A 14,751-nucleotide genomic window follows, 5' to 3' on the forward strand; every position below is an offset into this window, starting at 1 on the left:
CTGCTGACCTGAGCCCACGTCGTCCTCGCCAAGGAGTGCCTTGTCCCGCGTCCAGCACGTTCTCTTCCACGCCGACGGCGTGCTCCAAGACGTCCCGGGCGGCTGGTATGCCGCGATGGAGGCACACCTGGGAGACCGGGCGCGCGAGTTCCTGGAGGCGACGTGGAGCGACGAGCTGCCGGCCCTGGCCGGCCAGGCCGACTACCTCCCGCTGCTGGCGGCAGCCCTGGCCGAGTACGGCGCCACGACGAGCTGCTACTCCTACGAGCTCGGCGTCGCCAAGCCGAGTCCGGGACACGTCACGCGGGCCGCGGCCAAGATCGGCGCCGCTCCGGAAGCGATCCTCTTCGTCGACGACATTGCGGCGAACGTCGAGGGGGCTCGCTCGGCGGGCCTGGCATCGGAGCAGTGGGACTTCGAACAGGGTCTCGGCCGGCTCCTGGCGCTGCTCTCCCAGCACGGGATCGCCGTGAGCCTGGCGCAGCGGTCGTGAGGGCCGTCCCCACGGGGCTCGGAGTCTGAACGCCGGGGAAACCTTCGATGACCACTTGGTCGTGCCCGATGCCGAGGGTCTCGGCGACCTGCGATCATGCGCCCATGACCAGCATCGGAGCGGTGTTCGCCAACGCCAAGGAGCCACGTGAGGTCGCTGCCGGGGACACGATCTTCGCCGAGGGCGAGACGGGCCACGAGATGTTCGGGGTGATCTCGGGCGCTGTCGAGCTGCGCAAGGGCGATCACACGGTGCGGGTGCTGGAGCCCGGCGAGACGTTCGGGGAGATGGCGATCGTGAGCGATGCGCCCCGCAGCCTGAGCGCGATCGCGACCGAGTCGTCACAGCTGGCCGTGATCGACGAGCGGACCTTCCTCTTCCTGGTCCACGAGACCCCGATGTTCGCGATCCAGGTGATGCGCTCCCTGGCCGAACGCGTCCGCGAGCACGACGCTCTCTGAGAGCACCGGGACCCGGCGGGTCCGACCGCCCGGTTCAGCCGACGAAGTCCTGGATGGCGTACGTCGCGCCGTGGCCCAGCCGCGCGCCCGCGACGCCGATCCGGGTGAAGGCCGGGTCGAGCAGGTTGTGCCGGTGTGGCGGATCGCTCATCCAGCCGCGGACCACCGACCGCGGCGTGTCGTAGTTCCACGCGATGTTCTCCCCGGCCGTGTGGGCGCTGCTCCCGCAGTGGAGGAGCCGACCGAGGGACGAGTGGTGGACCAGCAGCTGGATCCGGGCCATGTGTCGAGCCCAGGGTGCCGCGAACCGGCGCGGGCACCTCGCGGCCCTCAGCGGCTTCACGCCGTGCGCCGTCCGGCGCGCGTTCGTCAGGGCGATCACCTTGGCCTCCCACGCGCGGGGGCGCAGGTGGACGGTCGCTGCCCTGGGTGAGGCGACGGCCGTCGGCTCGTCGAGATGGTCATGAACGGTCTGGGCCTGCGCCGCCGTGACCGGCAGCGCGAGAGCGGTGAGCACAGCGACGGCGAGAAGGGGGCTTCGCATGCGACGCCACTGTGCCACGGGGGGCAGGATGAGTCAGTGGCCCTCGAACCCGATACCAAGGACTGGACGTGGGTCCTGGACCGCCCGTGCGACGAGTGCGGGTTCGAGGCGGGGGCCTTCGAGCGGCCGGCCATCCCCAGGTCGTTGCGCAGCAACGCCCAGGTCTGGCTGACCCTGCTGGCCGACCCGAGCGTCGGCGAGCGCATCCGGCCGGACCGCTGGTCGACCCTGGAGTACGCCTGCCACGTGCACGACGTCCATCAGGTCTACCACGACCGGGTCACGCTGATGCTCGTCGAGGACGACCCCGAGTTCGCGGACTGGGACCAGGACCGCGCCGCGGCCGAGGGCCGCTACTCCGAGCAGCTGGCTGGCATCGTCGGGCCCAGCCTGGTGACCGCCGCCTACGCGATGGCCGACCTCTACGCCGCGGTCCCACCGCTGTCCTGGCGACGGCCGGGCCGGCGCAGCAACGGCAGCCGGTTCACCATCGAGACCCTGGCCCGCTACCAGCTCCACGACGTCGTCCACCACCTCCACGACGTGCGCCATGCCGCGCGGGCCGCGACCATCCGGGCCTACGACGCCGACGCCTCGGGCTACCGGGAGGCGACGGCGGCGCTGCCACCGCCGATCGCCGCCGCCGTCGGGCGCTACGTCGGCATGCTCGGCCCCGGCGCCCGGGTGCTGGAGGTCGGCAGTGGCTCCGGTCGGGACGCGCTGGCCCTGGAGGAGGCCGGGCTCTCGGTGCGCCGGACCGACATCACCCCGGCGTTCGTCCGGATGCTGCGCGACTCGGGTCATGCCGCCGACCAGCTCGACCCGCTGCACGACGACCTCGCCGACCCGGCCGCACCCGGCACGGCGTACGACGGGGTCTGGGCCGACGCGAGCCTGCTGCACGTCGACCGGGACGACCTGCCGGCCGTGCTCGCCCGCCTGGGGGCGGCCACCAAGCCCGGCGGAGCGCTGTTCGTCTCGGTCAAGGAGGGCGACGGCGAGGGGTGGTCGGTGCACGGCAACGTGACGGCACCGCGGTTCTTCACCTTCTGGCGGGCCGAGCCGCTGCGGTCGATCCTCGAGGCCGCCGGCTGGCAGGTGCACGACGTGATGTCCGGCGAGGGTCGCGAGGGCGAGCCCTGGCTCGAGGTGCTGGCCCGGCGAGCCTGACCGGTCGGCCCGACCGCCAGCCCGGGCGATGTGCCTTGGTGCGGCGGAGGATGATGCTCCGGTGAGGCACACCGAGTTCTGGAGCCGGATGGAGGCCGCCCTCGGGCCGGCATACGCCCGGGCCTGGGCCGGCCGGTACGTCATCGCCGAGCTCGGCGAGCGCACGGCCCAGGCCGCCCTCGACGCGGGCGAGCCGCCGAAGGCCGTCTGGGCGGCGGTCTGGCGCACCCTCGGGCTCCCCGCCTCCGAGCGCTGACCACGAGCGCGGCACCGAGCGACGACCGGGGACCGACCCCGACCGAAGTCTGGCCTTGCCGTCCGGCACCGTCGGGCATAAGGTCCCGAAGCAGATGTAAATCGTTTTGCATCCACCGCCGCCGCACCGCGGCGAGGGGGTCGGCAACGGGATCGGTCGCGAGGAGCCGTGATGAGCAACGAGGTGAGCAACGAGACGGGGAGCACGTCCGGCGTCAACCGGAGGAACCTCCTGCTGGGTGGCGGCGCGGGTGTGGTCGGGGCCCTGTCGGGTCTCGCATGGGAGCCGGCGGACGCGGTACCGGCCGCCCACGAGGAAGCCAGGACCAGGCTGGGCTGGCACGTTCCGGCGCTCTGGAAGGCCGCCGCGCGTCGTAGCGGGATCCTGTACGGGTCGTCGATCGCGACCTGGCAGATCGAGGACGACGCGACCGGCAAGATCACCGACCACGGCTACGCCAAGCTCCATCCGCACCATGCGGCGTTGCTGTTCCCCGAGGACGACCTGCTGTGGTGGCGTCTGCGGCCTACCCCGACCTCCGGCCTCGACTTCACCCACCCCGACCGCATCTACGCCTTCGCCGAGAAGCATCGCCAGCTGGTCTACGCAGGCCCAGGCCTCGTCTGGGACGACGGCTTCGGCGACGGCTGGACCGACGACGACCTCTGGAACATCAGCGAGAAGCGCGCGCGGCACCTGCTCTACGGGACGCTCCGCGCGGTGATGAAGCGCTACAAGGGTCGGACAGCGGTCTGGCCGGTCGTCAACGAGGCGATCGTCAACGGCACGGACCAGGGCCACCGCGGCCTCCGCAAGGACGTTCCGTGGTTCAACACGATCGGTCCGGGGTACGTCGCGCACGCCTTCCACGAGGCGCGCGAGGCCGACCCCCACGGCATGCTGCTTCTCAACGACTTCGGCTACGAGACGGTCAGCGTCTACGGCGACCGGCCGATCGACAAGATGCGGGCGACGTTGAAGGTCATCGACGACCTTCAGAAGGACGGCGTGCCGCTCGACGCGTTCGGTGTCCAGGCTCACCTGGCGGCCCAGAGCTTCCATCGCCTCTTCGACGCCAAGCAGTACCGCCACTTCCTGCGCGAGCTCGGAGCGCGGGGCCTGCACGTGCTCATCACCGAGATGGACGTGCTGGACGACGGGCTGCCCAAGGCGCCACACCGTCGCGACCGGATGATCGCGGACGTCTATCGCCGCTACCTCGACGTTGCGTTGGAGAGCCACTACGTCAAGGCCGTGATGAGCTTCGGCCTGACCGACCGCTACACCTGGCTCGACGAGGACACCCCGCGCAGCGATGGTGCGCACAGGCGACCGCTAGCCTTCGACCGGCACCTGCGGACCAAGCCGCAGTACCACGCCATCTACGACCGGCTGGCCCAGGCTCCGAAGCGGCCGGTTCCCTTCCACTTCGAGCGGCACCTGCCGCGCTAGGGAGCCGGCACCCACGCCATCGACGGCCGGGCTGAGGCCGACCAGCGTTCCCCCGGCAGCAAGGACAGGAGAAGAGAGATCGGATGACTCTCGGCGCAGACGAGAACGCCCCGCCCACAGCCGTCGCCAGACGCGAGGACAAGTTTACGTTCGGGCTGTGGACGGTCGGATGGCGCGCCGTCGACCCGTTCGGCGACGCGACCAGGGCTCCCCTGGACCCGGTCGAGACGGTGCATCGCCTGGCCGAGCTCGGCGCCTACGGCGTGACCTTCCACGACGACGACCTCGTTCCCTTCGGGACCGAGGAGGGCGAGCGCGCGCGGTTGGTTGACCGGTTCCGCCAGGCATTGGCCCAGACCGGGCTCGTGGTGCCGATGGCAACCACGAACCTGTTCACCCATCCGGTGTTCAAGGAGGGAGCGCTGACAGCCAACGACCGCGGCGTGCGCCGGTTCGCGATCCGCAAGGTCATGCGCAACCTCGACCTCGCTGCGGAGCTGGGCGCGCACACCTACGTGCTCTGGGGCGGCCGCGAAGGAGCCGAGGTGGACACGGCCAAGGACGTGCGCACCGCGCTCGACCGCTATCGCGAGGGGCTCGACCTGCTCGCGACGTACGTCGTCGACAACGGCTACGACATCCGGTTCGCGATCGAGCCGAAGCCGAACGAGCCGCGCGGTGACATCCTGCTGCCGACGATCGGCCACGCACTGGCGTTCATCGGCAGCCTCGACCACGCCGACATGGTCGGCCTGAACCCGGAGGTGGGCCACGAGCAGATGTCGAACCTCAACTTCGTGCACGGCATCGCCCAGGCGTTGTGGCACGGCAAGCTGTTCCACATCGACCTCAACGGCCAGCACGGTCCCAAGTTCGACCAGGATCTGGTCTTCGGGCACGGCGACCTCCTGAGTGCCTTCTGCCTGGTCGACCTGCTCGAGAACGGCGGGACGCAGGGAGGGCCGGCGTACGACGGGCCACGGCACTTCGACTACAAGCCGCATCGCACCGAGGACACTGCCGGCGTGTGGACCTCGGCCGCGGCCAACATGCGCACGTACCTGCTGCTCAAGGAGCGCGCTCAGGCGTTCCGCGCCGATCCGGAGGTGGTCCGGGCACTGGCTGCCTCGGGGGCGTCGGAGCTGGCCGAGCCAAGCCTGGCCGAGGGGGAGACCTGGCAGTCGCTGCGCGCGGACCGAGGCGCCTTCGAGGAGTACGACGTCGACGGGACCGCCGCGCGCGGCTACGGCGTGGCGCGCGTCGACCAGCTGATGGTCGAACACGTGCTGGGAGCCCGTCATGTCTGACGCCCCTGGCGCGTCGCTGCACGACTCGGAGCGCAAGGCCCTCGTCGTCCGCGGGGGCTGGGAGGGCCACAGTCCGGTCGAGGCGACCGACATGTTCATCCCGTTCCTGGAGAAGAGCGGCTTCACCGTCGACGTCCACGACAGTCCCGCGGCGTACGACGACGCGGGCGCGTTGCTCGACACCGACCTCGTCCTTCAGTGCTACACCCAGGGCGTCGCGACCGATCAGCAGGTGGGCAACCTGATGGCCGCCGTGCAGGCCGGCACGGGTCTCGCGGGGTGGCACGGCGGCATCGTCGACTCCTACCGTGCCAGCCCCGACTACCTGCACCTCACCGGCGGGCAGTGGGCGGCGCACCCCGGCGGCCTTGTCGACTACGAGGTCGCGGTGGTGCCCGAGCGACGTGACCACCCGATCGTCGAGGGCCTCGACCGCTGGCACCACCACACCGAGCAGTACTGGTGCCTGACCGACGACCTGAACGACGTGCTCCTGACCTCGCGGTTCGTGGCGACCGACGAGACACCCTGGCGCACCGATCTGGTCGTGCCCGCGGCGTGGACACGGCTCTGGGGACGCGGGAGAGTGTTCGTCTCGACCATCGGCCACCAGCTGGAGGACCTCGACGTGCCCGAGGTACGGACCCTCACCGAGCGTGGGCTGCTCTGGGCCGCACGGTGAGGCAGGCCCCGTCGGGGGCCTGCGACGTCGCCGTGATCGGCGCCGGTGTCATCGGTTCGTCGATCGCGCTGGAGATGGCGCGCCATGGGTACGCCGTGACGGTCGTCGACAAGGCCGGTGGAGTCGGTCATGGGTCAACCAGCGCCTCGAGCGCCATCGTCCGCTTCAACTACTCCACGTTCGCCGGTGTCGCGCTGGCCTGGGAGTCGCTGCATGCGTGGCAGGACTGGGCCGGGCACCTCGGTCCGCTGTCGTCTGCTCACGGCGCGGAGGTAGCGCGGTTCCGGCGCACGGGGATGCTCGTCGTACCCGCCGAGGCGTCGATCACCCAGGCCACGGCCGAGCTCTTCGACCGGGCCGGCGTGCCCTGGCAGCGGTGGACCGCCCGCGACATGGCGGAGCACGCCCCAGCCCTCGACCCCCGCGCGTTCGGACCGCCCTGCCCCGTCGACTCCGAGGAGTTCTTCGCGCCTGCGCACGGTGAGCTCGACGGGCTCTGGACACCGGACGCGGGATACGTCGACGGCCCTCAGCTCGCCACACAGAACCTCGCCGACGCCGCGCGGGGTCACGGCGCGCGCTACCTGCTGCGGCAGGCCGTCACCGGGCTGCGTCGGCATGCTGGCCGCTGGACCGTCAGCACGTCGGCCCTAGACATGGACGCCGAGGTGGTGGTCAACGCGGCTGGACCGTGGTCGGGCCGGGTCAATGCGATGGCGGGGGTCGAGCGTGACTTCGGAGTGCACACCCGCCCGATGCGACAGGAGGTGCACCATGTCGCCACGCCGGCGGGCTACGACGGTGACGGTGCCGTCGCGCTGGCCGACCTGGACCTCGGGACCTACCTGCGGCCCACCGGCGACGGCCACCTCCTCGTAGGCGGCACCGAGCCGGAGTGCGATCCGCTGGAGTGGGTGGAGGATCCCGACGCGGTCGACCCTCGACCGACCGCCGACCTCTTCCGCGCCCAGGTCACTCGCGCGGCTCGGCGGCTCCCTGCGCTCGGCGTCCCATCGCGGCCGAGTGGCGTCGTGGGCGTCTACGACGTCACCGACGACTGGACGCCGGTCTACGACCGCACCTGCGAGCCTGGCCTCTTCGTGGCCATCGGGACCAGCGGCAACCAGTTCAAGAACGCGCCGGTGGTGGGCAGACTCATGCGCTCCCTCATCGAGGCGGCCCGGGCCGGCCACGACCACGACCACGACCCGGTCCAGCTCGTGCTGCCGCGGACGGGTCACACGATCGACCTCGGTACGTTCTCCCGGCTGCGCACCGCCGAGAGCGACGCGCCCCACAGCGTGCTGGGCTAGCGTCGAGGGCTCGGGATCGGTGAAGGGTCGCCGCTGCGATCCTGGGCAGCTCGCCGCGGGCCGACTCGTCAGTCGCCCCGGAGGTACCGGTCGAACCACGCCACCATCCGGGCGCACTGGTCGACGACCGACAACGGGTGGCGTACGCCATGCCCCTCGTCGGGGTAGATCACGAGCTGAGTGTCGACACCGCGCTCGCGCAGAGCGGTATGGAGCACCTGGGCCTGAGAGGGTGGGGTGGCCAGGTCGTTGCTCCCTGCGGTCAGCAGGAGAGGTGTGTGGATCGAGTCGAGGTGTCGCAGAGGGCTCCGCTCGACATACTGCGACTCGGGATCGAACGGCTCGCCGTCCAGAAACCGCCGGTCGAACTCGGCGATGTTGCTGGTGAGGTGCTGGAGCAGCCAGTCTGTGCAGGGCGAGCGGGCGACGGCGGCGGCGAACAGGCCCGTGCGAGCGGGTACCCACGCCGACATGAAGCCGCCGTAGCTGATCCCCGTGATCCCCAGTCGTGCGGGGTCTGCGATCCCGAGGTCGACGAGGTGTCGTACGCCGGCGACCAGGTCGTCCACGTCGAGGCCACCCATGTCGCCCCGCACTGCCTCCGCGAACGCCGCACCCCGTCCCGAGCTGCCACGCGGGTTGGGCCACAGCACCGCATAGCCGCGGGCCACCAGGGACGACGTGTGGGGGTCTCGGCCGAGCCACGTGTCCCGGTAGGCGTGCGTCGGGCCACCGTGGACCTGAAGCACGAGCGGGTGCGGGCGTGGCCCCCCGTCCGGCTCGATCAGCAGGCCCTCGATCTCCAGGCCGTCGGACGACGGCCAGGTCATCGACGAGATGGAGCCGGCGGACCGCGCCTGGTGGAGGGACCCCGGGCCCTCGACGGCAAGCACCGGACGAAACCCGGTACGCCGGAGGACCCCGAGGCACGGTGCCTCGCGGTGGCTCTCCAGGACGACGAGCGGGTCATGACCCGCGAGGCCGGCGACCTGCGGAAAGTACTCCCCGGACGTCTGCTGCCCGGCCCACAGCTCCTCGAGGGCACCGGAGCCCACGTCGACGGTGGCGACGACTGTGTGGAGCCCGCGCAGCCCGGTCACGAGCAGGGACCGCTCATCGAGCCAGTGCTGGTCGGTGACATGGACCCCGCGGGTGTCGAGATCCTTCGGTAGCTCGCCCTCGCCACCGACAACGAGAGTGCCTGCCGGGAGCCCGCGGTCACTCTGGAGTCCGCGGAGCACCGACCAGCGGGCACCCGACCGGGTGGAGGCGACCGCGGAGAGCTGGTGCTCGGGCACGAGCAACGTCTCGTGCCCTGGCCTGCGGACGTCCAGTCGCGTCAGGCGTGCGCCGTACCACGCGTTCTCGTCGGGCTCCTCGCTGGTGAGCGCGAGGAGCGCGTCCGGTCCGCTCCACGCCAGCTCCCAGACCGTCAGCTCCGAGAGCGCCCGGCTCTCGCGCGAGTCGGGATCCCAGAGGAAGGCCAGCCGCCGCCCGGCGCCCGGGTCCGGGGCGACGCGAGGCCGCCAGGCTTCGTGGTCGGCACCGCCGAGCGTCCCCGAGCCGTGGACGTCGGAGATCTCCGCGCCGGGCATCGCGACCTGGAGAGCCAGTCGTGTGCCGTCGGGTGACCACAGGGCCCTTTCCACGAAACCCGGCAGGCCGGAGGTCGCGGTCACCGTCAGCTCGTGCGGCTCTCCCTGGAGGACGACCGCGGCCGCGCCCTCGTCCGAGGTGCCGACGAGGACGAGCCGCGATCCGTCCGCTGACCACTCCGGCCAGGCGCAGTCGTCGTGCGGGAGGTCCAGCACGGTGAGGTCGTCGGCGGACAGGTCGACGACGGCGATCCGACGCTGGACCGGGGTCATCGGCCGTTGCCGCAGGGTCACCGTGCACGCCACGAGCCGACCGCTCGGGTGCGGCGCGACCTGGGCGATGTCCTCGATCGCGCGTGGCCCAGGCGTCTGGCACCTCGTCAGGTGGTCGCGGACCCCGGCCTCCGTGGCCTCGAACGTCGTCGTCGGCCGGCTCGCGAGGCTCATGCGTGCACGACGACCTGGCCGTCGTCCGTCGTGACATCGTAGGTCCGGAGCCCGTAGCGGCGCGGCTCGAGCAGAGACCGGCCGGTTGAGAGGTCGAACTCCCAGCCGTGCCAGGGGCAGCGGATGACCCGGTCGTCCATCCCGTAGACGAGCTCGTGAGGGTCTGAGGGCACCAGGGTCCCGCTCAGTGAGCCGACGCACATGGACGCGCCCATGTGCGGACAACGGTCGGAGACGGCGTAGAACTCCTCGCCGACCGAGACCACGCCGACGGGCCGACCCTCGACGCTCACGACTCGGCATCCCTCTCGTCGCAGGTCCTCGACGGAGCCGGCCACAACCTGCACGCCCTACCTCCTGTCGCAATGCCAAACGATTTGCTAAGCATGACTCTGACGCCAGGGAGGGCGTCCGCGCAACGGTTCGACAGTCGCCGAGACAGGAGAGTCCCCATGACCGAGCTGCTCGCCGAGGTCGGGCCGGACACCGAGAGCCACCACCGCTACCGTCTGGTCGACTGCGACGTGCATCCGATCATGCGTGGCGGCATGGCCGACCTGCGCCCCCATCTGTCGTCGGCCGGACGGCGACGGCTCGGTCTGGACGAACGTCGCGACCTGACCACGACGGGGCATCGCGAGGCGGTCTCCGTCCCTCGCAACATGCTGTACGTGAACCAGGCAGGGGTGCTCCGCGACGATGCCAGGGCTCCCGATGGCTCCGCGCCGGGGGCCGACCCAGCGTTCACGGCGCAGCAGCTGCTCGACGCCAACGGCATCGACCGGGCGGTCCTGATCGGGGGCGAGGTGCTCGGGCTGGGTGCGATGCCCGACCCCGACGCTGCCGCACTGATCGCCGCGGCCTACAACGACTGGCTCGCCGCGACCTGGCTCGAGGCCGACGAGCGCTACCGGGCGAACCTCGTGGTGGGCGCGCAGGACCCGTCCGCAGCGGCGGCCGAGATCCGCAGGTCCGGACAGAACCCGAGGTTCGTGGCGGTGCTGCTGCCGTTGACCAACATCTTGATGGGCCAGCGGCACTACTACCCGATCTACGAGGCGGCGGCGGAGCTGGGGCTGCCGATCACCGTCCACCCCAACTCCGGGGAGGGGATCTTCCGGACCTCGCCGCCGCTGGCGGGCGGGACACCGACCTACTACGTGGAGTGGCACACCGGGCTCAGCCAGGTCTTCCAGGCCAACGTGATCAGCCTGGTGTGCCACGGTGTCTTCGAGCGCTTCCCCGAGCTGAAGGTCGTCCTGACCGAGGGGGGCCTCGGCTGGATACCCGACGTCATCTGGCGCCTGGACAAGAACGTGAGGGGCCTGCGCGACGAGGTGCCGTGGGTCAAGCGGCTCCCTAGCGAGTACATCGCCGACCACGTCCGCTTCACGACGCAGCCGTTGCCCGAGCCCAGACGACGGCACCATCTGCATGTGCTCTGCGAGATCGCCCAGGCGGAGCGGACGCTGATGTTCAGCTCCGACTATCCGCACTGGGACTTCGACGACCCGCGGCACGCGCTGACGGCACTGCCGGCCGAGATCCGGCAACGCGTCAGCGTTGACAACGCGGTCGAGACCTACGGCGACCGGCTCTGAAGCGCACCTCGGGAAGGCGACCCGTGCCGAGCCTCCACGACGCCACCGTCGACCTTGACCCCGGTCATCACCGCGGTGTCATCGACGGACGGCTGTTCGGCTCGTTCGTCGAGCACCTGGGTCGGTGCGTCTACACCGGCGTCTTCGAGCCGGGTCACGATTCCGCCGAAGCCTCCGGGTTCCGTCGCGACGTCGCCGAGCTGGTCACGGAGCTCGGCGTCGGGCTCATCCGCTATCCCGGGGGCAACTTCGTCTCGGGATACGACTGGACCGACGGCATCGGGCCGCCCGAACGTCGTCCGCGCAGGCTCGACCTGGCCTGGCGCTCCATCGAGACCAACCGGGTCGGCACCGATGAGTTCCTGGCGTGGGCCTCCTCGCTCGGGGTCGAGCCGATGATCGCCGTCAACCTCGGCACGGCCGGTGTGCGGGAGGCCGCTTCGCTCGTCGAGTACTGCAACATCCGGGGCGGCACCCATTGGTCTGAGCTGCGTCGAACCCATGGTGTGGACGAGCCGCACGCCGTCCGCCTGTGGTGTCTGGGAAATGAGATGGACGGCCCCTGGCAGATCGGCCACAAGAGCGCCGACGCCTACGCAGCGCTCGCCGCCGAGACCGCGAAGGCGATGCGCATGGTCGATCCGGGCATCGAGCTGGTGGCGTGCGGCAGCTCGTTCCACGAGATGCCGACGTTCGGCTACTGGGAGTCCACCGTCCTGGAGCAGGCAGGTGACCACATCGACTACCTGTCGATGCACGCCTACTACGAAGAGGAGGACGGCGACACCGACAGCTTCCTGGCGTCGGCGGTGAGCATGGACTCCTTCATCGACGGCGTCGTGGCGACGGTCGACGCGGTCGCGGCGCGACGGCGGTCCGCACACCGGATCGACATCGCGTTCGACGAGTGGAACGTGTGGTACCGGAGCAGGTTCCCGGGAATGGACTCGTTCGCGCTCGAGGAGGCTGGGGCCAGGATCGAGGACGACTACTCCACCCTGGACGCCGTCGTCGTCGGCGATCTGCTCAGCTCACTGCTCAACCACTCCGAACGCGTCCGGGTCGCGTGCCTGGCTCAGCTGGTCAACGTCATCGCGCCGATCCGGACCGAGCCGGGAGGCCCGGCCTGGAGACAGGCCACCTTCCACGTCTTCGCAGCGGTGGCGCGACTGGCGCGAGGGCATGGGCTGGTGGCCCGGGTGACGTCACCCGGGCTCAGGACTCGCCGCTACGGGGACGTCCCCGTGGTGGCCGCGTCGGCATCCCACGACCCTGAGACCGGGAGCGTGGCGGTCTTCGTGACGAACCGGGCGCCGGGCGCGACCAGGGTCCGACTGCGTCATCCCGCGTTCCCGCGCTGGAGCGTCCGGTCGGCCGAGCTGATCGCAGCCGACGCCGCCGGTCCTCGCGACCGCGAGGCGGCTGCGCGCGTGCGGCTGACCCCCCTGCCGACATCGGGGGACAGCCGGGAGACGAACCTGGTCCTGCCCCCTCGGAGCTGGACGGTCGTTCATGCACACGCTGGAAGGGAAGACCCCGCCGACGAATGGGTGCGCCGATGACCACCAGGGTTCTGCTCGACACCGACCTCGCGATGGGGGCGCCGGGGTCGGACATCGACGACGGCTTCGCGCTCGCCCTTGCCTTGGCTGAGCCCGACTTGTCCCTCGAGCTGGTCACCACGGTCAACGGCAACACCGATGTCGTCACCGCGACCCGGCTGACCGGCGAGCTCCTGGATCGGCTGGGCCGGGAGGTGGAGGTGACCCGGGGCAGCGACATGCCCCTCGTGCCCGCCGAGGCTGTCCGCGGCACGCCGGCGCTCTCCAGCCATGATTGGAACGGCGGGACCCCGCATGCCGCCGTCCGACTGGTCGAGCGGGTGATGGGCGAGCCGGGCGAGCTCACCGTCGTGGCAATCGGGCCGCTCACCAATGTCGCGCTCGCCCTGGCCCTCGAGCCGAAGGTGGCCACCGCCGTGCGTGAGATCGTGGTGATGGGCGGGGTGTTCCTCGGGGGCACCGGCGTCGGCGTGATGCCCGGGGAGTTCAACTTCTGGGTAGACCCGGACGCCGCGGCAGTCGTCCTCGACAGCGGCGCGCCACTGCGGCTCGTGGGTCTGGACGTCACTCGAAGGGTGCGACTGGAACGTGCCGACGCCGCGCGGCTCCGGGCCTCCGGCAAGAACTTCGCGACGTTCGCCGCCGACCGCACCGACGAGTGGATCGACCATCTCGAGCGGACGACCCCGGGCGACGACTGGGACCGGGGAAGCTGCGCCCTGCACGACCCTCTCGCCGTCGCCGTGGTGACCCACCCGGGTCTGGTGACCTGGCGCCCGGCGCGGGTCGCCGTCGAGCGGCACGGTTCCCTTACGCGTGGTGTCGCGGTCACAGACCTGCTCGGCACGGACCACCCACCGGAGCCCAACTGCAGCATCGCCGTCGACGTGGATGCCGAGAGCTTCCGCGAGTACTTCCTCGAGCGGATCGGCTCCCTGCCGTGAGCGTGCGGAGAACGGTCGTCGTCGTCGGGTCCCTCAACCGCGACTACGTCTGCGCGGTCGACCGGCTCCCTGGTCCCGGCGAGACCCGGCTGGGCTCCGAGCTGACCCTGTTCTGCGGCGGCAAGGGCGGTAACCAAGCTGTCGCCGCGGCTCTCGTGGGTGCGGAGCGGGGTGTCGAGGTCGCTATGGTGGGCGCGGTCGGGTCCGATGTGGACGGGCTGGCTCTGCGACGCGGACTCCAGGATGCGGGCGTCGACCAGGCGGACCTCCTGATACGACGCGACGTGAGGTCCGGGTCGGCATTGATCACGGTCGCGGCCGACGGTGAGAACACCATTGTGGTCTCGCCGGGCGCCAACGCGACTGTCACGGCCGAGGCGGCGACCGAGGTGGTGCGACGACGGCGCCCAGGAGTTGTGCTCGCGCAGGGCGAGCTGCCGTCGAGGACGATCGAGGCCTCACTGCGCGAGGCCGCCGTCACGGACGCCCGACCGGTCCTGAACCTGGCTCCGGTCGTGGATCTCGACGAGTCCGTGCTGGCTCTGTGCGACCCCCTGGTGGTCAATGCGGGTGAGGCCGCCACGCTCCTGGGCCGGGATGGCGTCGCTGCCCGCGAGCTCGCCCGCATGCTCTCGCACCTGGCACGGTCGGTCGTGGTCACCGCCGGGCCGGGCGGCGCCTGGGTCGGCCGGGCGGGAGTGGCGCGGGGCGTGCCCGCGCGTCCGGCCGAGGCGGTCGACTCCACCGGCGCGGGTGACGCGTTCACCGGAGCCATGGTGGTCGGGCTCGCGCTCGGTCACGACCTCGTCGTGGCCGCCGCTTGGGGTGCAGCTGTCGCGTCGTACTCCGTGTCTCGGCCCGGGGCGCAAGCCTCCTTCCCGCGGGGCCGCGACATCCCACTCGGATAATCCGTGGCGCCCCTTG

At 71.1% G+C, this 14,751-nt stretch carries 15 protein-coding genes; 12 read left to right on the forward strand and 3 right to left on the reverse strand.

Annotated elements, in window-relative coordinates; translation table 11 throughout:
* Positions 1 to 40 precede the first annotated feature (40 nt).
* Together VHW64_RS10670 and VHW64_RS10675 are read left to right on the forward strand one after the other, a co-directional pair.
* Positions 41 to 493 (forward strand): HAD-IA family hydrolase, encoded by a 453-nt coding sequence (locus VHW64_RS10670; RefSeq protein WP_329650532.1) that lies wholly within the window; start codon positions 41 to 43, stop codon positions 491 to 493.
* Between the two features lie 104 nt (positions 494 to 597).
* A complete protein-coding gene (locus tag VHW64_RS10675) occupies positions 598 to 954 on the forward strand; it encodes a cyclic nucleotide-binding domain-containing protein (RefSeq protein ID WP_329650533.1) in 357 nt (118 codons plus the stop codon).
* A 34-nt stretch (positions 955 to 988) separates the two neighbouring features.
* Here VHW64_RS10675 and VHW64_RS10680 read toward each other — a convergent pair whose 3' ends face one another.
* A complete protein-coding gene (locus VHW64_RS10680) occupies positions 989 to 1,498 on the reverse strand; it encodes a CAP domain-containing protein (protein ID WP_329650534.1) in 510 nt (169 codons plus the stop codon).
* 36 nt (positions 1,499 to 1,534) lie between these two features.
* On the opposite strand from VHW64_RS10680, the gene VHW64_RS10685 reads away from it, so the two are divergent.
* The 6 genes from VHW64_RS10685 (at position 1,535) to VHW64_RS10710 (ending at position 7,678) form a co-directional block, all read left to right on the forward strand.
* Positions 1,535 to 2,668 carry a class I SAM-dependent methyltransferase gene (locus VHW64_RS10685; RefSeq protein WP_329650535.1) on the forward strand — a complete coding sequence of 378 codons (1,134 nt, stop codon included), beginning with the start codon at positions 1,535 to 1,537 and terminating at the stop codon, positions 2,666 to 2,668.
* Between the two features lie 61 nt (positions 2,669 to 2,729).
* The gene (locus tag VHW64_RS10690; RefSeq protein WP_329650536.1) at positions 2,730 to 2,924 is read left to right on the forward strand and encodes a DUF3046 domain-containing protein; all 195 of its coding nucleotides are present in this window, start codon (positions 2,730 to 2,732) and stop codon (positions 2,922 to 2,924) included.
* Positions 2,925 to 3,095: 171 nt separating this feature from the next.
* Positions 3,096 to 4,376 carry an endo-1,4-beta-xylanase gene (locus VHW64_RS10695; RefSeq protein ID WP_329650537.1) on the forward strand — a complete coding sequence of 427 codons (1,281 nt, stop codon included), beginning with the start codon at positions 3,096 to 3,098 and terminating at the stop codon, positions 4,374 to 4,376.
* Positions 4,377 to 4,459: 83 nt separating this feature from the next.
* Positions 4,460 to 5,683, forward strand: coding sequence for a xylose isomerase (xylA, locus tag VHW64_RS10700; protein WP_329650538.1), 1,224 nt, complete (start codon positions 4,460 to 4,462; stop codon positions 5,681 to 5,683).
* The gene (locus VHW64_RS10705; protein WP_329650539.1) at positions 5,676 to 6,365 is read left to right on the forward strand and encodes a ThuA domain-containing protein; all 690 of its coding nucleotides are present in this window, start codon (positions 5,676 to 5,678) and stop codon (positions 6,363 to 6,365) included. The genes xylA and VHW64_RS10705 overlap by 8 nt, the downstream gene beginning before the upstream one ends.
* Positions 6,362 to 7,678 carry an FAD-dependent oxidoreductase gene (locus VHW64_RS10710; RefSeq protein WP_329650540.1) on the forward strand — a complete coding sequence of 439 codons (1,317 nt, stop codon included), beginning with the start codon at positions 6,362 to 6,364 and terminating at the stop codon, positions 7,676 to 7,678. The genes VHW64_RS10705 and VHW64_RS10710 overlap by 4 nt, the downstream gene beginning before the upstream one ends.
* 68 nt (positions 7,679 to 7,746) lie before the next feature.
* Here VHW64_RS10710 and VHW64_RS10715 read toward each other — a convergent pair whose 3' ends face one another.
* Together VHW64_RS10715 and VHW64_RS10720 are read right to left on the reverse strand one after the other, a co-directional pair.
* Positions 7,747 to 9,720 (reverse strand): S9 family peptidase, encoded by a 1,974-nt coding sequence (locus VHW64_RS10715; protein ID WP_329650541.1) that lies wholly within the window; start codon positions 9,718 to 9,720, stop codon positions 7,747 to 7,749.
* Positions 9,717 to 10,067, reverse strand: coding sequence for a Rieske (2Fe-2S) protein (locus tag VHW64_RS10720; RefSeq protein WP_329650542.1), 351 nt, complete (start codon positions 10,065 to 10,067; stop codon positions 9,717 to 9,719). The genes VHW64_RS10715 and VHW64_RS10720 overlap by 4 nt, the downstream gene beginning before the upstream one ends.
* A gap of 105 nt (positions 10,068 to 10,172) precedes the next feature.
* Between VHW64_RS10720 and VHW64_RS10725 the strand changes: the two genes are divergently transcribed.
* The 4 genes from VHW64_RS10725 to VHW64_RS10740 are packed head-to-tail and all read left to right on the forward strand — an operon-like array spanning position 10,173 to position 14,735.
* Positions 10,173 to 11,321: an amidohydrolase family protein gene (locus VHW64_RS10725; RefSeq protein ID WP_329650543.1), complete on the forward strand. Its 1,149-nt coding sequence runs from the start codon at positions 10,173 to 10,175 to the stop codon at positions 11,319 to 11,321.
* 23 nt (positions 11,322 to 11,344) lie between these two features.
* Complete coding sequence (locus tag VHW64_RS10730; RefSeq protein ID WP_329650544.1) at positions 11,345 to 12,883, forward strand: alpha-N-arabinofuranosidase; 1,539 nt, start codon at positions 11,345 to 11,347, stop codon at positions 12,881 to 12,883.
* Positions 12,880 to 13,827, forward strand: coding sequence for a nucleoside hydrolase (locus VHW64_RS10735; protein WP_329650545.1), 948 nt, complete (start codon positions 12,880 to 12,882; stop codon positions 13,825 to 13,827). Before VHW64_RS10730 ends, VHW64_RS10735 begins: the two co-directional genes overlap by 4 nt.
* On the forward strand, positions 13,824 to 14,735 hold the full coding sequence (locus VHW64_RS10740; RefSeq protein WP_329650546.1) for a ribokinase: 912 nt from the start codon (positions 13,824 to 13,826) through the stop codon (positions 14,733 to 14,735). The genes VHW64_RS10735 and VHW64_RS10740 overlap by 4 nt, the downstream gene beginning before the upstream one ends.
* Positions 14,736 to 14,751: the final 16 nt, after the last annotated feature.

This window comes from Nocardioides sp. (assembly GCF_036267815.1).
Taxonomy (GTDB): Bacteria; Actinomycetota; Actinomycetes; order Propionibacteriales; family Nocardioidaceae; genus Nocardioides.